General features: G+C 67.1%; 18 protein-coding genes. 9 read left to right on the plus strand and 9 right to left on the minus strand.

Annotated elements, in window-relative coordinates:
• Positions 1-2: 2 nt before the first annotated feature.
• The 5 genes from BLS85_RS04850 to BLS85_RS04870 all read right to left on the minus strand — a co-directional run bounded on the left by BLS85_RS04850 (position 3) and on the right by BLS85_RS04870 (position 5,745).
• A complete protein-coding gene (locus BLS85_RS04850) occupies positions 3-719 on the minus strand; it encodes an ABC transporter ATP-binding protein (RefSeq protein ID WP_342729086.1) in 717 nt (238 codons plus the stop codon).
• The gene (locus BLS85_RS04855; RefSeq protein ID WP_092782963.1) at positions 716-1,471 is read right to left on the minus strand and encodes an ABC transporter ATP-binding protein; all 756 of its coding nucleotides are present in this window, start codon (positions 1,469-1,471) and stop codon (positions 716-718) included. Before BLS85_RS04855 ends, BLS85_RS04850 begins: the two co-directional genes overlap by 4 nt.
• Positions 1,468-2,493 carry a branched-chain amino acid ABC transporter permease gene (locus tag BLS85_RS04860; protein ID WP_245699080.1) on the minus strand — a complete coding sequence of 342 codons (1,026 nt, stop codon included), beginning with the start codon at positions 2,491-2,493 and terminating at the stop codon, positions 1,468-1,470. The genes BLS85_RS04855 and BLS85_RS04860 overlap by 4 nt, the downstream gene beginning before the upstream one ends.
• Positions 2,486-3,400, minus strand: coding sequence for a branched-chain amino acid ABC transporter permease (locus tag BLS85_RS04865; RefSeq protein WP_092782969.1), 915 nt, complete (start codon positions 3,398-3,400; stop codon positions 2,486-2,488). Before BLS85_RS04865 ends, BLS85_RS04860 begins: the two co-directional genes overlap by 8 nt.
• Positions 3,401-3,609: 209 nt before the next feature.
• Positions 3,610-5,745 (minus strand): sensor histidine kinase, encoded by a 2,136-nt coding sequence (locus BLS85_RS04870; RefSeq protein ID WP_092782972.1) that lies wholly within the window; start codon positions 5,743-5,745, stop codon positions 3,610-3,612.
• Positions 5,746-6,084: 339 nt separating this feature from the next.
• Between BLS85_RS04870 and BLS85_RS04875 the strand changes: the two genes are divergently transcribed.
• On the plus strand, positions 6,085-6,600 hold the full coding sequence (locus BLS85_RS04875) for a 4-hydroxylaminobenzoate lyase (protein ID WP_176793376.1): 516 nt from the start codon (positions 6,085-6,087) through the stop codon (positions 6,598-6,600).
• 20 nt (positions 6,601-6,620) lie between these two features.
• Here the strand turns inward: BLS85_RS04875 and BLS85_RS04880 are convergent, their stop codons facing one another.
• Positions 6,621-7,805, minus strand: a complete 1,185-nt coding sequence (locus tag BLS85_RS04880; protein WP_092782977.1) for an acyl-CoA dehydrogenase — start codon at positions 7,803-7,805, stop codon at positions 6,621-6,623.
• Between the two features lie 203 nt (positions 7,806-8,008).
• Between BLS85_RS04880 and had the strand changes: the two genes are divergently transcribed.
• Genes had through bcrD form a run of 7 tightly spaced genes read left to right on the plus strand, consistent with a single transcriptional unit; the run spans position 8,009 to position 15,703 of the window.
• The gene (had, locus tag BLS85_RS04885) at positions 8,009-9,076 is read left to right on the plus strand and encodes a 6-hydroxycyclohex-1-ene-1-carbonyl-CoA dehydrogenase (RefSeq protein ID WP_092782979.1); all 1,068 of its coding nucleotides are present in this window, start codon (positions 8,009-8,011) and stop codon (positions 9,074-9,076) included.
• 53 nt (positions 9,077-9,129) lie between these two features.
• Positions 9,130-10,269 (plus strand): 6-oxocyclohex-1-ene-1-carbonyl-CoA hydratase, encoded by a 1,140-nt coding sequence (oah, locus tag BLS85_RS04890; RefSeq protein ID WP_092782982.1) that lies wholly within the window; start codon positions 9,130-9,132, stop codon positions 10,267-10,269.
• A complete protein-coding gene (locus BLS85_RS04895) occupies positions 10,266-11,048 on the plus strand; it encodes a cyclohexa-1,5-dienecarbonyl-CoA hydratase (RefSeq protein ID WP_092782985.1) in 783 nt (260 codons plus the stop codon). Before oah ends, BLS85_RS04895 begins: the two co-directional genes overlap by 4 nt.
• Before the next feature lie 2 nt (positions 11,049-11,050).
• Positions 11,051-12,226: a benzoyl-CoA reductase subunit C gene (bcrC, locus tag BLS85_RS04900; protein ID WP_092783252.1), complete on the plus strand. Its 1,176-nt coding sequence runs from the start codon at positions 11,051-11,053 to the stop codon at positions 12,224-12,226.
• A 4-nt stretch (positions 12,227-12,230) separates the two neighbouring features.
• A complete protein-coding gene (gene bcrB, locus BLS85_RS04905; RefSeq protein WP_092782988.1) occupies positions 12,231-13,514 on the plus strand; it encodes a benzoyl-CoA reductase subunit B in 1,284 nt (427 codons plus the stop codon).
• 30 nt (positions 13,515-13,544) lie between these two features.
• On the plus strand, positions 13,545-14,843 hold the full coding sequence (bcrA, locus tag BLS85_RS04910) for a benzoyl-CoA reductase subunit A (protein WP_092782991.1): 1,299 nt from the start codon (positions 13,545-13,547) through the stop codon (positions 14,841-14,843).
• Between the two features lie 17 nt (positions 14,844-14,860).
• A complete protein-coding gene (bcrD, locus tag BLS85_RS04915) occupies positions 14,861-15,703 on the plus strand; it encodes a benzoyl-CoA reductase subunit D (RefSeq protein ID WP_092783255.1) in 843 nt (280 codons plus the stop codon).
• Between the two features lie 232 nt (positions 15,704-15,935).
• Here bcrD and BLS85_RS19275 read toward each other — a convergent pair whose 3' ends face one another.
• The gene (locus BLS85_RS19275; protein WP_218128291.1) at positions 15,936-16,865 is read right to left on the minus strand and encodes a GNAT family N-acetyltransferase; all 930 of its coding nucleotides are present in this window, start codon (positions 16,863-16,865) and stop codon (positions 15,936-15,938) included.
• Between the two features lie 145 nt (positions 16,866-17,010).
• Here BLS85_RS19275 and fabG point away from each other — a divergent pair, with 145 nt between their 5' ends.
• Entirely contained in the window at positions 17,011-17,757 is a 747-nt protein-coding gene (gene fabG, locus BLS85_RS04925) for a 3-oxoacyl-ACP reductase FabG (protein WP_245699081.1), read from the plus strand.
• 15 nt (positions 17,758-17,772) lie between these two features.
• On the opposite strand, the gene BLS85_RS04930 is transcribed toward fabG, so the two are convergent.
• On the minus strand, positions 17,773-18,204 hold the full coding sequence (locus tag BLS85_RS04930) for an Rrf2 family transcriptional regulator (protein ID WP_092782994.1): 432 nt from the start codon (positions 18,202-18,204) through the stop codon (positions 17,773-17,775).
• A complete protein-coding gene (locus BLS85_RS04935; protein ID WP_245699082.1) occupies positions 18,201-18,659 on the minus strand; it encodes a GNAT family N-acetyltransferase in 459 nt (152 codons plus the stop codon). The genes BLS85_RS04930 and BLS85_RS04935 overlap by 4 nt, the downstream gene beginning before the upstream one ends.
• Positions 18,660-19,002 lie beyond the last annotated feature (343 nt).

The following is a 19,002-nucleotide window of genomic DNA, read 5'->3' on the forward strand; positions in this document are numbered from 1 at the left end:
AATTACACCCCCAGGTGGCGGTGCTGCACCTCCGGCGCGGCGAGCAGGGCGGCGGGCCTGCCGCTCCACGCCACCCGGCCTTTTTCCAGGATCACCATGGAGTCGGCCACCCGGGCCAGCGCGGCCACCGACTTGTCGATCACCAGGATCGACAGCCCCTCGGCCTTCAGGCGGGCCAGCACGGTCCGGATCTGGTCGCGCACCACGGGCGCCAGCCCTTCGGTGGCCTCGTCAAGGATGAGCAGCGCCGGGTTGGTCATCAGCGCCCGGCTGATGGCGAGCATCTGTTGTTCGCCGCCGGAGAGCTGCCCGCCCATGGCGTCGGCGCGCTCCAGCAGGCGCGGAAACAGGTCGGTGATCCGCTCCAGGGTCCACGGCTCCACGGCGCTGCCCGGCGTCGGCGGGCGGGCGGTGGCCAGCAGCGTCTCGAACACCGTCAGGTTCGGAAACACACGCCGGCCCTCCGGCACCAGCCCAAGGCCGAGCCGCGCCGCCCGGTGCGGTGCCAGCCCGGCCAGATCACGGTCGCGAAACCGCATCCGCCCGGCGGTGATCGGCATCAGCCCCATGATGGCGCGCACGGTGGTGGTTTTGCCCATGCCGTTGCGCCCCATCAGGGCCACCACCTCGCCCTCGCGCACGGTCAGATCGACGCCGAACAGCACCGGTGTCGCCCCATGCGAGGCCCTGACGGCGTCAAGAGTGAGCAACTCCGTCACGCCACCGCCTCCTCACCCAGATAGGCCGCGACGACGCGGGGGTCGGCGCGCACCTCGTCCGGCGCGCCGCTGGCCAGCACCCGCCCGCCGTCCAGCACGGTGATGCGGTCGGCCAGCGCGAACACGACATCCATGTCGTGCTCGACCAGCAGCATGGCCACCTCGCCCTTGAGGGCGCGCAGAACCTCGACCATGCGCGCCGAGTCCTCCGCGCCCATGCCGGCCATCGGCTCGTCGAGCAGCAGCAGGCGCGGCCGCCCCGCCAGCGCCATGGCCAGTTCCAGGGTGCGCCGACCGCCGTGCGAGAGGATGGCGGCGGGCCGCTCGGCGTCGTCCTCCAGGCCCAGGCGGGCGAGGGTGGCCCGGGCCGGGTCGCGCAGGCGGCGGTCCCGTCTGGCATCCCCCAGGAAACGGAAGCTGTGCCCGGCATGCGCCTGCACCGCCAGGGCCACGTTGTCCAGCACCGAGAAGGCCCCCAGAACGGAGGTGATTTGGAACGACCGCCCCAGCCCCAGAAGGGCGCGGCGATGCACCGGCAGGGCGGTGATGTCGCGGCCGTCGAACAGCACCCGGCCGGCATCGGGGCGCAACTCGCCGGCGATCTGGGCCACGGCCGTCGTCTTGCCGGCGCCGTTGGGGCCGATCAGGGCATGAACCTCGCCGGGCAGGACGGTGAACGACAACTCTGCGGACGCGGTGACGCCACCGAACGTCTTGACCAGGCCCTCCACCTCCAGCAGGGGGGACGTCATGGCCTCGTCCTCCCCATCGGGCGCCGTCCGATCAGCCAGCCGTGCAAGCCGGACCGCGCGAACAGCACCACCAGGATCAGCAGCGGCCCGAATACCACGCGCCAGTGTTCCATCAGGCCGGACAGCGCTTCCTCCAACCCGACGAAGGCCAGCGCTCCCAGGACCGGCCCCACCAGCGTGCCCATGCCGCCCAGGATGACGATCACCAGCAACTCGCCGGAGTGGGTCCAGTGCAGCAGGGTGGGCGAGGCGAACTCGGCGTGGTTGACGCTCAGCGCGCCGGCCAGTCCGGCGATCGCCCCGGCCAGGGTGAACGCCGCCAGCCGGTAGCGCGTCACCGGAAAGCCCAGCGCCCGCATGCGCCGCTCGTTCTGGCGCGCCCCCTGGAGCACGAGGCCGAAGCGGCTGTCCACCAGCCGGCGCAGCGCCAGCAACACGGCGGCCAGCAGACCCAGGCAGAGGTAGTAGAACAGCGTGCGGTTCCCCAGCACGTCGGCGCCGGCCAGGGTGTTGCGGCCCCACAGCATCAGGCCGTCGTCGCCGCCGTAGGCCTCCAGCGAGACCATCAGGAAGTACAGCATCTGCGCGAAGGCCAGGGTGATCATGATGAAGTGAACCCCGCCGGTGCGCAGCGACAGCACCCCGATCACAAGCGCCGCCAGCGCGGAAACGGCCATGGCCAGCGGCCAGACCACCAAAGCCTCGTTCATCCCCGGCACGGCGAGACCGAACAGCGCCAGCGGCTCGCCCATGAAGGCATGATGGGCCAGAATGCCGGTCACATAGCCGCCCACGCCGACGAACGCGGCGTGCCCGAAGCTGACCATGCCGCCGTACCCCAGGATCAGGTCCAGGCTGACGGCGGCCAGGGCCAGGATCAGCATGCGCGTGGCCAGGGTGACATAGAACGGTTCGCCGATCAGGGTCAGAAGCGGCGGCAGCAGCGCCAGCACGAGCAGGCCGGCGAGGTGAACGCCCAGGCGGGCGCGGACGGACAAGGGGCGACGCATCGGGCTAGCCATGGGCGGGGAACAGTCCCTTGGGCCGCCAGACCAGCACGGCGGCCATCAGGATGTAGATGGACATGGCGGCCAGACTTGAGCCGGCGCCGTCGGCGGTGGCCTGATCCGTCACCATCCGCAGCACGTCGGGCAGGAAGGCGCGGCCCAGCGTGTCCACCAGACCCACCAGGATGGCGCCCGCCAGCGCGCCCCTCACCGAGCCGATGCCGCCGATCACCACGACGACGAAGGTCAGAATCAGAATGCTCTCGCCCATGCCGGCCTCCACCGCCAACAGCGGCCCGGCCATGGCGCCCGCCAGCCCGGCCAGGGCGGCGCCCAGGGTGAACACGCCAGTGTAAAGAAGGCCGATGTTGACGCCCAGCGCGTCCGCCGTCTCGCGGTCGCTGGCCCCGGCGCGGATGCGCATGCCCAGGCGGGTCTTGGTGATCAGCGCCCACAGCCCCACCGCCACCAGCAGGCCGACGGCGATGATGACCAGCCGATAGATCGGATAGGGCGCGCCGGGGACCAGCTCAACGGTGCCGGACAAGGCCTCGGGCACGTTCATGAACAAGGGCTGGCGCCCCCACAGGATCACCATCAGATCGTTGAAGAACAGGATCAGGCCGAAGGTCGCCAGCACTTGGTCCAGATGGTCGCGATCATACAACCGACGCATGATGCCCGATTCGATCACCGCGCCCACCGCCGCCGCCGCCGGCAGCGCCGCCGCCAGCCCCAACAGGAAACTGTCGGTGTGCAGGGTGACCGTGGCCGCCACATAGGCGCCCACCATGTACAGCGACCCGTGGGCGAGATTGATCAGCCCCATGATGCCGAAGACGAGCGTCAACCCGGAGGCCATCAGGAACAGCATCACCCCGAGCTGGAGGCCGTTCAGAACCTGTTCGATGAAAAGCAGCATGGGCGGACGTTTCCGGAAGCACGGTGCCGCGCAACGGCGCAACGGGGCGCATCCTTGCAGAGTCGGCCCCGAAAACCAAGAGTGCGCGGGGGCCGCCCGTCGCGTTCGGTCGCACGCCGGACCATGTCCGTCGGCACGCGCGGGAGGCGGTGCCCTGAGTGGCTCCGGCATCGCCCGGGGCGGATGATCCGGCTTCGTGCCGGGCGCGGTCAGTCCGGGCTGTCGTTCGGGGTGGTGTGACGTCCGGTCATGTCCTGACGGCCCGATGTCTCCATCTCCAGTGGGGACGGCGCGTCGGGCAGGGTCACGACGAAGCGGCTTCCCTCCCCCGGCGCGCTGTCCACGCGGATCAGGCCCTGGTGGCGTTCGACGATGCGCTTGGCAACCGCCAGGCCGATCCCGGTTCCGGAAAACGTATCGTTGGTGTGCAGTCTCTTGAACGGTTCGAAAATCCGGTCCTGGAACGCCGGGTCGATACCGATGCCGTTGTCGGCGACCGTCAAATCCCAAGCATCGGTTTTCCGGCGGGCGGAGATGGTGATTTCGGGCGCGGCGCCCGCCCGTTGGAACTTGATGGCGTTGGCGATCAGGTTCTGGAACAGCGATAGAAGCTGAGGTTTGTCGCCCGTTACAACCGGAAGGTCGCCGACGGTGATGTGAGCCCCGGAGTCCCGGATGGCCTGATCCAGGTTTTCAATCGCCTCCGCGACCAAGGTCGCCAGATCCACGCTTGAGGACGGCTTGGCGCGGCTGGACACACGGGAATACTCAAGCAGGTCCAGAACAAGGGCCTGCATGCGTTTCGCGCCACCGATAATGAAGCCGAGAAACTCGCGTCCGTCCGGGTCAAGCAGGTGGTCATAGCGTCGGCCGAGAAGCTGAGAATAGGCGACCAGGCTGCGGACCGGTTCCTGCAAATCATGCGACGCCACATGCGCGAATTGTTCCAGGTCGGCGTTGGAGCGACGCAGGGCTTCGAGAGTGATCTGAAGGTCGGTGATGTCCTGGGTTGTTCCCGCCATGCGGATCGGACCGGATTCATCCCGCTCGATCACTTGCCCCCGGGTTCGCAGCCAGCGCTCCCGGCCGTCGGGTCGGGTCACACGGAACGTGTGTTCGTACTCCGTCCCGGACCTCAGGGCCTGCTGAAGCTTGTCTGGGATCGGCGCCCGATCCTCCGGGTGTATCAGGGCCGTGATGTCCTCAGACAGGGGCCCCCCCTCGGTGTCGTGGACGTCGATGCCGAACAGGTGAGCATAGTTGCCGGCGCGAACGACCCGGTCAGTCCGAACGTTCCAATCCCAAACGCCGGTGCCGCTGGCCGCGACGGCCATGTCGAAATTGCGTTTCTGAAACGCCAACGCCGCCTGCATCCGATACGTGTCGGTCACATCGCGGAACACCATCACGACGCCAAGCGGCGGCGAGGCGGCGCGGATGGCAGACGGATCGCGGATCGGCGCGGCGCTGTCGGCGATCTGGTGTTCCTGCCCGTCGCGGGCGATCAACGCCGTGTGATTCGCCAGCCCCACGGTGACTCCGTCGGACAGCACCCGCGACACCGGGTCGGGCACCGGCCGGCGGGTTTCGCTGTTGACGAGGTGCAGGACGTCCGACAAGGGCCGGCCTTCGGCCTCTTCTGGTTTCCAGCCGGACAGACGCGCGGCTTCCGGGTTCACGCGTCGGATGGTTCCCTTAGCGTCGGTCACGATCACCGCGTCGCCGATGGACGCGAGGGTCACCTCAAGTTCCGTGCGCTGGCGCGCGACGATTTGGTAGCTTCTCAGCATGGTCAGGCCGGCAGCGGACACGACCCCCACCAAGACCGATTCCACCAAATGCGACTGGGCCGCGAGGAAGGTTAGGACGGAGGACCCCAGGGGTGTCTGCTGGCGGCCGGACTCGATCCCCCCGATCGACACCATAACAAACTGATAATACAGCATGATCGCCGCGATCCAGACGAGCCCGAACTGAACGGTGTTCTCGGTCTGTGCCAGCACTTTTTGATACAGCGCCCGCAGCAACACGACCATGGGGACCGTGAGCGCCATGTTGATCGGAAACACAGTGCTGAGCGGCAACGTGTGCTCGCCCACCGCCGCCAGAAGCGTGGCCAGCAGCAACGCCGTCCACCAGTGGCGCAGCAGCACGAACCCCATCACGCCGAAGGCATAGCGGCCCGACAAAAAGATATCCGTGTGCGGCAGGTTGACGTTGACGTATGCGGCGAGGGTGCCAAGGGCGCCGAACACCATGAAGACCAGGAGTTCCCGCTTGGCCGGCCCCAAATTGGCGGCCCGCCGGCGCGTCTCAAGAAACCCATTCAAATGGGGGGCCGACATGGTTCCGCTCCCACGGTGGCGCGCTCCCTCGGGAGGTCGTGCTTCGTTCCCGAAATACCCTTCATGGCTGTATGGAAGGGCGGCCACCGAACACGAGGTGACGATCAAGTGTCCTCACGAGATCAGCAACGTTAATCGACAGTAGAAAAAACATCAATGATGCTGTGAATAATGTCACTGCAATCCGGTGAACGACGCCTGTTGACGCACATTTGTCTTCGACGAAAAATCCTGTGCTATCGTGACGGTGTCCCGATCAAGTCCTGGGCTGATCGCGGTGCACGGGATCGTCGGGACAGCGGGGTCCGAGGGCTGTTCGCAAGGAGGGGAGGATTGGCCATGGACGAGGATCGGCGCGCGCTGGCGGATGTGCTTGCACCCGTGATTGGCGAGGTCGCGACGGTGCCGTGGGATGCCGCCCTGGCGGCGCGACTCAACGCGATGTTTCCGCCGGACGGCCCCCTGTTTTCGACCCTGGAGGCCCGGTGCGGCGAGGGGATTGAAACCGGCTGGATGGGCCTTCAGGGCGACGACGTTCGAAAGGGCGCGCGCGTCATTGAGCCCTGTGCCGCCACCGGCGGCCTGAGCGTCGATGTGGTCCAGCTCATCGACTTTTGCGGCCCGCATCACCGCCACCCGAACGGGGAGGTCTGCGCGGTGATGCCGGCCGACGCGGCCGGGCAGTTCGACGGCAACCCGCGCGGTTGGGCGGTCTATCCGCCGGGAAGCGACCACTGGCCGGCGGCCACCGGCGGGTGTGTGCGAATCCTGTTTCTGCTGCCGGACGGCGCGATTGATTACACCGAACAGAGCGCGTCCCTGGGATCCGGCGCACAGGGTGGCGCCGGATCGTAAGGCGGGCTGACGCGCGGTCCTCAGAAGAAGGCGTTTAGCCCGGTCTGGGCGCGGCCAAGGATCAGGGCGTGGACGTCGTGGGTGCCTTCGTAGGTGTTCACGGCCTCCAGGTTCAGCACATGGCGGATGACGTGGAACTCGTCGGCGATGCCGTTGCCGCCGTGCATGTCCCGCGCGGTCCGCGCGACATCCAGCGCCTTGCCGCAGCTGTTGCGCTTGACCAGACTGATCATCTCCGGCGCCATTCGGCCGTCGTCCATCAGTCGCCCCACCCGCAGGCAGGCGTGCAGGCCGAGCGTGATCTCGGTCTGCATGTCGGCCAGTTTCTTCTGGATCAACTGGGTCTGCGCCAGCGGCCGGCCGAACTGTTTGCGGTCGAGCGTGTACTGCCGCGCCGCGTGCCAGCAGAACTCGGCCGCGCCCATCGCGCCCCAGGCGATGCCGTAGCGCGCCCGGTTGAGGCACCCGAACGGCCCCTTCAGCCCCTGAACGTTGGGTAGCAGGTTTTCCGCCGGCACGAACACCTCATCCATGACGATTTCGCCGGTGATCGAGGCGCGCAAGGAGAACTTGCCCTCGATCTTGGGGGCCGACAGCCCCTTCATGCCCTTTTCCAGCACGAACCCGCGAATCGTGTCGTCGTCGGTCTTGGCCCAGACGACGAACACGTCGGCGATGGGGCTGTTGGTGATCCACATCTTGGAGCCGGTCAGCAGATAGCCGCCGTCCACGGCCCGGGCGCGGGTGCGCATGCTGCCAGGGTCCGATCCGGCGTCCGGCTCGGTCAGGCCGAAGCAGCCGACCCACTCGCCCGTCGCCAATCGGGGCAGGTACGTCTGCCGCTGCTCCTCGGTGCCGTAGGCGTGGATGGGGTGCATGACCAGCGACGACTGCACGCTCATGGCCGAGCGGTAGCCGCTGTCCACGCGCTCGATCTCTCGGGCGATCAGGCCGTAGCAGACATAGGACACGTCGGCACAGCCGTAGGCCTCGGGCAGGGTGGGGCCGAGAAAGCCGAGTTCTCCCATCTCCGTCATGATGGCGCGGTCGAACACCTCATCGCGGTGCGCCTTGGTCACGCGAGGCATCAGCTTGTCTTGGCAGTACGCCCGGGCCGACTCGCGCACCATACGCTCGTCCTCGGTCAGCACGTCTTCCAGCAGCAGGGGGTCATCCCACTGAAACGGGGCGATATCGGCCGGCATTATCCATACTCCAGGCGAGGCAGGTTGGTGGGGAACAGCGGCCAGGTCGGCCGCCCGAAACGCGCTTGACTTTGTAAGAAGCATTATGGTACGTCAATGCCATTATTCCCGGTCGGGACATTTCGCGGCGCGGAACGGCCCGGCCCAATCGGCCTCCCAACCCGAAACGGGGGCCGCCAGAAGACACGAGCAGGGAGAGGGGAATGTCCAACGAGGCCCATCAATGGGTGATGACCGCGCCCGGTCAACCGTTCGAAAAACGCCCCCTGACGGTGACCGATCCGGCCCCCGGTCAGGTGGTTGTGGACATCGCCGGCTGCGGTGTCTGTCACACCGATCTCGGTTTTCTGTATGACGGCGTGCGCACCAACCGCCCGTTGCCTCTGACCCTGGGCCACGAGATCAGCGGCCGCGTGGTGGCCACCGGAGAGGGCGCGGCGGACTGGCAGGGGCGCGCGGTCATCATCCCCGCCGTCATGCCGTGCGGGACCTGTGATCTGTGCCGGCGGGGCAAGGGCACCATCTGCCCGAACCAGAAAATGCCGGGCAACGACATCGACGGCGGCTTCGCCACCCACATCACGGTGCCGGCCCAGGGCCTGTGTCCCGTGGACGAGGACCGGCTGGCGGCCATCGGCCTGGGCTTGGCCGACGTCTCCGTGGTGGCCGACGCGGTGACCACGCCCTATCAGGCGGTGACACAGGCCGAGGTTACCCCGGGCACCCTGTGCGTGGTGATCGGCGTTGGCGGCGTCGGCGGCTACTGCGCGCAGATCGCCGCCGCGTTCGGCGGTGTGGTGGTGGCCCTGGACGTGGACGACGCCAAGTTGGAGGCCATCGCCCCCTACGGCGCCGCCAAGACCATCAATGTCAAGGGCGCGGACCCGCGCGGCCTGCGCAAGGACATCGCCGCCTTCGCCAAGGAACAGGGCGCCTCGTCCCGCGAATGGGCGATCTTCGAATGCTCCGGCACCGCTGCTGGGCAGACCACGGCGTGGTCCCTGCTGGTGCATGGCGCCACCCTGTCGGTCGTCGGCTTCACCATGGACCGGGTCGAGGTGCGCCTGTCCAACCTGATGGCCTTCCACGCCCGCGCCCTGGGCAACTGGGGGTGCCCGCCGGACCTGTACCCGGGCGCCCTGGACTTGGTTCTCGACCGGCGCATCGAGCTGGGCGCCTTCGTCGAGCGCCATCCCCTGGACGACATCAACCGCGTGTTCGAGGACGCCCACGCCCATCGTCTGGCGCGCCGCGCGGTGATGATCCCCTGACCACGCCCGGCAAGAGCCCCCGAGACACACCCCACATCATAAGAGGGCAGAGCATGACCGCCGATACCGCTTCCGTCACCACGGCCACCGCTCCGGCCGCGCTTTTCGATCACACTTTGACGCGCGACACTGTGCGCCCCGGCGTGATCTTCGAGAAGAAGCCGGCGCGCACCCCCGACGGCACGGAGGTCGCGGGCCTGTACAACGCCTGGATCACCCTGGACAACCCGAAGCAGTACAACTCCTACACCACCGACATGGTCAAGGGCGTCATTCTGGCGTTTCGCGAGGCCTCGGTGTCGCGCGACGTGGTGGCGGTGGTGTTCACGGCCACCGGCGACAAGGCGTTCTGCACCGGCGGCAACACCAAGGAATACGCCGAGTACTACGCCGGCAATCCGCAGGAATACCGCCAGTACATCCGCCTGTTCAACGACATGGTCTCGGCCATCCTGGGTTGCGACAAGCCGGTGATCTGCCGCGTCAACGGCATGCGCATCGGTGGCGGTCAGGAAATCGGCATGGCCTGCGACTTCTCGGTGGCCCAGGATCTGGCCCGCTTCGGTCAGGCCGGCCCCAAGCACGGTTCGGCGCCCGTCGGTGGCTCGACGGACTTTTTGCCGGTCATGCTGGGCAGCGAGATGGCGATGGTCTCCGGCTCCTTGTGCGAGCCGTGGTCGGCGCACAAGGCCGCCCGTCTGGGCCTGCTCACCGACATCGTGCCGGCGCTGAAGGTGGACGGCAAGTTCGTCGCCAATCCCATGGTCATCACCGACCGCTGGACCGATGAATACGGCCGCATCGTCCACGGTGAGTTCCGCACCGGCGAGGAGGCCGAGGCCGCCAAGGCAACGCTCAAGAAGGGCGAGATCGACCTGTCCCTGCTGGACCAGAAGGTCGAGGACTTGTGCGCCAAGATCCTGCTGACCTTTCCCGACTGCTTCACCAAGACCATCGAGGAACTGCGCAAGCCCAAGCTGAACGCCTGGAACGCCAACAAGGAGAACAGCCGGGCGTGGCTGGCGCTGAACATGATGACCGAGGCGCGCGCCGGCTTCCGCGCCTTCAACGAGGGCACCAAGGCCGACCGGGAGATCGACTTCGTCGGCCTGCGTCAGGCGCTGGCCAAGGGCACGCCCTGGACGCCGGAGCTGACCGAGAGCCTGATGCCCGCCGCGAGGGCCGGCAAATGAGCGACGTGCCCGCTTCCTCCCCCCTGAAGGTCTGGTGGGACCGCGACGGCGCCCTGTTGCGCCTGCGCCTGTCCCGGCCCAAGGCCAACATCGTCGACGCCGCCATGATCGGCGCCCTGTCTGCGGCGCTGACGGAACACCGGGACGCGCAGATGATGCGCGGCGTGCTGATCGATCACGAAGGTCCGCACTTCAGCTTCGGCGCCAGCGTCGAGGAGCACATGCCCGACCGGGTGGCCGCCATGCTGGCCACCCTGCACCGGCTGGTGCTCGATCTGCTGGCGTATCCACTGCCGGTGATGGTGGCGGCGCGCGGGCAGTGCCTGGGCGGGGGGCTGGAGGTGGCGACGGCCGGACACATGCTGTTCGTTCACCCCGATACGCGCCTGGGCCAGCCGGAGATCCAACTGGGTGTGTTCCCGCCGGCGGCGTCGTGCCTGTTGCCCGAGAAAATGCCCCTGGGCGCCGCCGAGGACCTGCTGCTGTCCGGCCGCTCCATCGACGGCGCCGAGGCCGCGCGTCTGGGGCTGGCTCAGCGCGCGAGCGACGATCCGGAATCCGCCGCGCTGGCCTGGTTCGATCAGGGACCGGCCCGGCACAGCCCGGCCGTCCTGCGCCTGGGCACCAAGGCCGCGCGCCTGGGGCTCGTGGATCGGGTGCGGGACAAGCTGGGCGCGCTGGAGGAGATGTACCTGTCGGACTTGATGCGCACGCACGACGCCAACGAGGGCCTGACGGCCTTCCTGGAAAAGCGTCCCGCAACCTGGGAGGGCCGATGACCATGGATATGCCCGTCTCCAAGGCCGGCGCCATCGCCCGGCGCTGCGAAGCCATTGTCGATGACCTGAGTTTCCAGGCGGCCCGCGACTGGAAGGCCGCCGAGCCCGGCCGCAAGGTGGTCGGCTTCCTGCCGGTGTACGTGCCGATGGAACTGATCCACGCCGCCGGTTGCCTGCCGCTGGGCCTGTTCGGCGGCGGCGACCGCATCGAGGTCATCCACGGCGACGCCTATTACCAGAGCTACATCTGCCGCATTCCGCGCTCGACCATCGAACTGGGGGTGACCGGCCGTCTGGACTTCGTCGACGGCCTGTTGTTCCCGTTCGTCTGCGACGTCATTCGCAATCTGTCGGGCATGTGGAAGGTGATGTTCCCCGACGTCTGGACCAAGTTCTTCGACACGCCGCAGAACTTCGATCCAGAGATCGGCGGCGCCTACTACGTCAACGAGTTGCGCGAACTGCGCGCCGATTTGGAACGCCTGACCGGGCGGGACATCCCCGACGCGGCGTTGCGGGCCTCCATCGCGCTGTACAACGAGAATCGCCGACTTGTGCGTGCCGTCTACGACGCCCGCGCGGCGGAACCCTGGAAGGCGCCGGCCGCCGACGTCTATGTCGTCATGCGCGCCGGCCTGATGATGCCGGTGGAGGAGCACAACGCGCTGCTTGCGGATTATCTCGCGGCGCTGGAGATCGAGGATCGACCGCGCAAGGACAACGTCCGCGTCGCCATCTTTGGCTCGTTCTGCGAACAGCCGCCGCTGGCCCTGCTGAAGTCCATCGAGATGGCGGGCTGCTACGTGGTCGAGGACGACTACGCCCTCGTCAACCGCTTCATCACGGAGGACGTGGCCACCGACGGCGACCCCCTTGAGGCGCTGTCCAACGCCTACCTGCGGCATTCGGTGGAGACCTCGTGCAAGTACGTGCCGAACGAGGCCGACAAGGGCCGCTTCCATGTCGAGCGCGTGAAGGAAACCGGTGCCGAGGGGGTGATCTATGCCGCCCCCAGCTTCTGCGATCCGGCGCTGCTCGACCGGCCGATGATCTGCGGCCGCCTGTCGGAGGCCGGCATTCCCAACATGAGCTTCAAGTACGCCGAGAACTCCGGGCAGATGCAGCCGATCCGCGAGCAGGCCGGTGCCTTCGCCGATTCCATCAAACTGTGGAGCTGAGCCGATGACCGCAGCCGTCAAAGAGCCGTCCATGCTGCTCCAGAAGGAGATGATCGCCGGGAACTACGAGGCGATCACCTCCGCGCCTGAGACCGGACGCAAGGTCTCCTCCACGTTCGTTCCCGGGAACCTGAACGAACTGCTGATGTGCTTCGGCATCGTCAACAACCTACCGGAGATCAACGCCATCCAGAACGGGATGCGCCGCCTGTCGGGCGACTACATCATGGAGGCGGAGAAGGGCGGCCACTCCGAGGACGTCTGCACCTACGTCAAGGCCGACATTGGCATGATGGGGCGCGGCAATATCGCGCCCAATGGCAAGCCGTTTCCGGATCCGGATGTGCTGCTGCTGTCCTACACCGGCTGCTACACGTTCATGAAGTGGTTCGAACTGCTGCGGGCCGAGTACAAGTGCCCGACCCTGATGCTGCATGTGCCCTACACCGGCGACGGTCACGTCACGCCGAACATGATCGACTATGTGGTCAAGCAGTTGAAGGAGGTGATCATCCCGGGCCTGGAGGAGGTCTCCGGCGTCAAATTCGACATCGACCGCCTGCGCGAGATCCTCGCCCTGTCGGCGAAGGCCGAGGACGATCTGGTCTGGTGCCTGGAAAGCGGCAAGCACAAGCCATCGCCCATCGACGCCTACTTCGGCGGTGTCTACTACATCGGGCCCATCTTCACCGCCTTTCGCGGCACCCAGGAGGCCGTGGACTACTACACCGCCCTGCGCCGGGAGGTGCAGGCGCGTCTCGACGCCGGTCAGGGGCCGACGACCCCGGACGGCAGCGTTCTGACCGACCAAAAATACCGCCTGGTGGTCGAGGGACCGCCCAACTGGACCAGCTTCCGTGAGTTCTGGCAGATGTTCGTCGACGAGGGCGCGGTGGTGGTGGCCTCCAGCTACACCAAGGTCGGCGGCATGTACGATCTGGGCTTCCGCCACGACCCGGCTGATCCGCTGCGCTCGCTCGCCGAGTACTGCCTGGGCTGCTACACCAACCGAAACCTGCCCAGCCGCGTCGACATCCTGGCCCAATACGTCGAGGACTATCAAGCCGACGGCCTGCTGGTGAACTCGATCAAGAGCTGCAACAGCTTCAGCGCCGGGCAGTTGATGATCATGCGCGAGGTGGAGCGCCGCACCGGCAAGCCCGGGGCCTTCATCGAGACCGATCTGGTCGATCCCCGCTACTTCTCGCCGGCCAACGTCAAGAACCGGCTGGAAAGCTATTTCCAGATGATCGACCAGAAGCGCCGCGGCGCCAACAAGGCCGCTTGATCGGCCCGGCTCTTGGAAGGACGACACCCCATGCGCTGCTTCATCGGGATTGACCTGGGCTCCACCACCACCAAGGCCGTGGTGATGGACGAAACCTGCCGGGTCATGGGCCGGGGCATCACCAATTCCCGCTCCAACTATGACACCGCCGCCGCCGTCGCCAAGCAGGAGGCGCTGATCGATACCCGTCTGACCCTGTTCCGGAACAGCCTGTCGGCGTTTCCAAGCCTTGCCGGCAAGGTGGACGACATTCTGGCCGACATCGAGCGCAACTTCCGCCACGTCCAGTACCTGGAAAAGCTGGAGGATCTGGAGGCGACCTGCCTGGAGAACACCGGAGTGCCGCGTCTGGCCGACGTGCGGGCGACGGCGAACGAGGTGATTGCCACGGTGTTCGCCCGCCTGCGGGCGGACTCGGGCGAGTTGTTCGCCCCCGGGGTGGCCCGCAAGTCCGACTTCTTCCGCGATCTCGCCGGCGCCGGCTTTATGCACGCGGCGGAAGCGGCCTGCAAAGACGCCGGGCTGTCCTTCGATCTCATTCTGAACGTCTACGACAAGTCGATTATCGCCGTGGAAAACCGCGAGCCGACCGCGACCATGGAAAGCACGTTCCTGCGGGCGTTGGAAAAGTCCGGCGCGGCCGGTGGCGGGCCGGAGGTTGCCCAGGTGCTGAAGGACACCCTGGCCGTGCCGCTGGAGGAATCCTACGTGGTCGGCACCGGCTACGGCCGCGTCCGCCTGCCGTTCCCCAAGGAACACATCCGCTCCGAGATTCTCTGTCACGGCCTGGGCGCGCACATGATGTTCCCGGGCACGCGCACGGTGTTGGATATCGGCGGTCAGGACACCAAGGGCATCCAGGTGGACCCGAACGGCATCGTCGAGAACTTCCAGATGAACGACCGCTGTGCCGCCGGGTGCGGCCGCTATTTGGGCTATATCGCCGACGAGATGAGCATGGGCCTGCACGAACTGGGGCCCATGGCGCTGAAGGCCACCAAACAGGTGCGCATCAACTCGACCTGCACCGTGTTCGCCGGGGCCGAGCTGCGCAACCGTCTGGCCCTGGGCGAGAAGCGCGAGGATATCCTGGCCGGCCTGCACCGGGCCATCATCCTGCGCGCCATTTCCATCCTGTCGCGCGCCGGCGGGGTGCAGGATGAGTTCACGTTCACCGGCGGCGTGGCCAAGAACGGCGCCGCCGTCAAGGAACTGCGCGCGCTCATCAAGGAGAACTACGGCGACGTGACCATCAACATCGACCCGGACTCCATCTACACCGGGGCTCTGGGCGGCGCCACGTTCGCCGTGCGGGCGGTCACGCAGTAGGACAGGAGGGAATGGACATGAACGACCTGATCACCGGCGGCGTCGATATCGGCGCCGGCTGCGTCAAGACCGTCCTGTTCCGGGTCAACGGCGCCGAGGCCGAATGGCTTGGCCGCGAGGTTTTGCGCATTCGAAACCGTGACCCGTTCCAACTGGCGGAGGACAGTTTCCAGGGCCTGCTGGACGCCCAGGGGCTGCGCCGGGACGACGTGGCCTATGTGGCCTCGACGGGCGACGCGGAAAGCCTGACCTTCACCACCGGCCACTTCTATTCCATGACCACGCACGCCCGGGGCGCGGTGTTCCTGGATCCCGAGGCCCGCGCGGTGATGGACGTGGGCGCGCTGAACGGCCGCGCCATCCGCGTGGACGAGGCCGGCAAGGTGCTGGCCTACAAGATGACCAGCCAGTGCGCGTCCGGCGCCGGCCAGTTCCTGGAGAACATCGCCCGCTATCTGGGCATCGCCCAGGACGAGATTGGGCCGCTGTCGCAGGCGGCGGAGGACTCCGAGAAGGTTTCCTCCATCTGCGCGGTGCTGGCCGAGACCGACGTGATCAACATGGTCTCGCGCGGCATTCCGGCCGGCAGCATTTTGCGCGGTGTGCATGTCTCCATGGCGGTGCGCATGGCCAAGCTGCTGAAGTCCATCGGCGCCAAGGACGGTATCGCCCTGATGACCGGGGGCCTGGGCCTGGATGTGGGCCTGATGTCGGCGCTGAACGCGGCGCTGGAGAAGGAGAAGGTGGCCCTGCGCGCGCGCAGTCACCCGGACGCCATCCACGCCGGGGCCATCGGCGCCGCGCTATGGGGCGCCTTCCGCTATGAGAAGCTCGCGGCTCAGGGGCGGGCGGCGGCATAGCGGCGTGTGCCGGTTCTGTCATCCCGACGCCGCCGCCTCCTCTCCGTCATCCCGACGCCGCCGAAGGCGGCGAGGGATCGCCCTCGGCGGCACGCCGCCCTTGCAGCCGTGAACCCACGCGGCAGATCCCTCGGCTCGCCCCCGGCAACGCTTCGCGTCGCCGAGATCATAGAAGCGCGACCATCGTCCCGATGGTCGCGGGGGCTCGCTCGGGATGACGTTCAAGACCGCGTCACCCCATTTGGCGGGTGAACGACAGACGCGGGCGGGGCGTGAACCCCAGGTGGATCAGGAACGCGCGGAGGGCAATCTCGTTCCAGTCCAGACGCGTGCCCGCCCGATCCACGCGCAGGGACGACAGGTTGCGCATGAGTTGACCCAGCAGCGCCCGGCCGATGCCGCGCCACGCGAACAGCGGGGTCACGCCGATGGTGTCGATCACCGCCGTCGTCTCCAGGCGCCCGAAATCCCCGTAATCGACGCGGGCCATCACGAAGCCCGCGAAGTCGCCGTCGATTTCAGCCACCAGCGACAGGCGCACGCCGCTGCCGCCCATCATCTCCGCAAGCTTGCGCCGGTAGTACGCGGTGCGGTCCCGGCCGGTGATGCGTTGGTCGGTGGATACGATCAGCGGCAGGTCGGCCTCGACCATCGAGCGGACGGTCACGGACTCGGTCGCGGGCGGGTCGGTTTCTTCCGGACCCGGAACCAGCGCGTCGACGTCGCGTTCCACGACCTGATGGGGCGCGAGATCGAACCCTTGCGCCGCGAAGAAGCGGATCAGGTCCATTTCGGACCAGTCCGCCTCGCTGCGGATCTCGGTGACCCCCAGCGCGCGGGCCCGGGTTTCCAACTCAGTCATCAGGGTCCGGGCGAGGCCTTGGCTCCGATAGGCCGGGTCGATGCCGATCGCGTCGATGACGGCGGCGGCGTGGACATCGCCGAACTCACCGTCAAGAATGCGGGCCATCAGGTAGCCGACGGGCGTTTCGCCGGACAGCGCCACCAGGGCAAGGGTGGCGCCGTCGTCGGCCTGCGTGTCGGCCATGCGACGGGTGAAGAAGCCCTTCCGCGTCTGGTTCGTCAGGCGCTGGTCCAGGGCGATGACGGCATCCAGATGGGCCGCCGTCAAGGGAGAACACCGAGTATCCGCTGCGGTCATGGGGATCCCTGAGGGTCGGGGGGCTTCGCGCCGCGCGGTCCTTGACTCGACAAGGCCGTCGCGTCACGCTAAACCCGTATTGTGGTGCGTGAATACGATTGAAGCGTGCCAGCGTTTGCACGGGCAGTCAAGGGAGAGAGAAGGCATGGATCGAACGCGGAACGAACCCGAAAATGGTAGCCCCGAGGGACAGATGTTCGAGGACCGGGTCGCCATCGTCACGGGCGGTGGGCGGGGCATTGGCCGGGCCATCGCCGAGGCGCTCGCGGCCCAAGGCGCGGCGGTGCATGTGTTTGATCGCGAGGCCGGCGAGGACGCCAACGGCTTGGTTCTGCATGCGGTGGATATCCGCGACAGCGCCCAGGTGACCGAGGCCGTGATGGCGCTGGACCGGCCGCCGACGCTGCTGGTCAACAACGCCGGCATCACGCGCGACCGCTCCATCGCCCGCATGAGCGACGAGGACTGGGAGACCGTGCTGTCGGTGAACCTGACCGGCGCCTTCAACCTGATCCGCGCCGTGGCCGCCCCGATGACCCAGGCTGGCTTCGGCCGAATCGTCAATATCGCCTCGATCAACGGTCTGCGGGGAAAGTTCGGGCAGGCGAACTATGCGGCGTCCAAGGGCGGGCTGATTGCCCTGACCAAAACGGCGGCGCGCGAGTTGGGGCCGAAGGGGGTCACCGTCAACGCCATCGCACCCGGCATGGTGCTGACGGATATGGTGCGGGGGTTGCCCCAGGAGGTGCGGGACCGTGCCACCGCCGAAAGCGTGCTGCTGGCGCTGCCGGAGGTGGACGACGTGGCCGCCGCCGCCCTGTTCCTGCTGTCGGACGCGGCGCGGTGTATCACGGGGCAGGTGCTTCAGGTGGATTCGGGGCAGTACATTTGATCCGCTCGACCGGCTTCACGCGGCCGACGGGGTTTCCCGGCGCGAGCGGCGGATCATCTTCAGCATGGTCTCGACGGTGATGGAGGACAGCGTGGCCTCGGTCAGGATGTCGATTTCCTCCATGACCGTGCGAAGGGCTTGCCCCTCGGCGGTGTCGTCGCCGGGGTCCCGATGCGAGCCGGGAGACGGGCCGACCTCCTCGAACGCGTTGATGATGTCCAGCAGCGTCACCCGTCGCGCGTTGCCAACGAACCGGTATCCGCCACCCACGCCGCGCACGGCCTCAACCAATCCTCGCCGTCCCAGGGTCCGCAGCACCTTTGAAAGATGGTTGAGGGAAATGTCGTACTTCTCCGCGATTTCGGCGGCGGAGACCTGCCGGTCGGGCTGGGCGGCCAGTTCAAGAATGGCGAACAAGGCGTGGCGGGTGGCCATTTGCAGGTTCATCCGGCCAACTCCTTCTCAAGCTGGATGAACGGCCCCCCCATCATGCCCTGACTGCGGAAGAAGGACATGAGCAGCCGGGCATCGCGCGCCAGCATGGTTCGGATCGTCTTGACGCCCGCCGCGCGGAACCGGTCGCACAGCCCTTCGAACAGCGCCGTGCCGACGCCCTGCACGCGCAGGTCCGCCGGCACGCCCAGCGCGAACACCCAACCGCATGGCGGTGAGCCGAATTCCCAGGCGCGGACCTCGCCGACGATGAACCCGACGAAACGGTCGTCCGTGTAGGCGACCAGAATGCAGCCCTCGGACCCTTTGCCGAATCGATCATAGATTCCGCGCCAATACTCCGGCTTCTCTATGCCGGTCATATCGCGGTCCAGGGCAATGATGAAGTCCAGGTCGGCAGGCGTCGCGGGGCGAATGGTCGGGGTCAACGGGTCCGGATCGTCGGCCACGGCCGAATCTCCTTCTGGTCGGGGCATGGGGCGGTTGTTTCGAGAATGAAGCAAATTCAGTACCAGAATACCTGTTATTGAATCGGGTGGCCACCGGCATGATGAGTCGGTCCGTATGAACCGGCCGCGTGCCACGGATATGACCTCTTCAGCCCCACAACAAAAGGCAGGAAATGCGACCGAACCTTGACAACGCGGTGCCGCGATGGCAAAAAGGCGTAAAGGGGCACCACTTTACCGGAATTGTGACGGAGCCGCCGGACGGACTCCGGAAACGAAACACGGATGGTGCCCATCCGTCCGGACGCGATGAACACCGGAGCCGGCCACCAAAAACAACGCC

Origin of the sequence: Rhodospira trueperi, assembly GCF_900101965.1 — a bacterium.
Lineage (GTDB): Bacteria > Pseudomonadota > Alphaproteobacteria > Rhodospirillales > Rhodospirillaceae > Rhodospira > Rhodospira trueperi.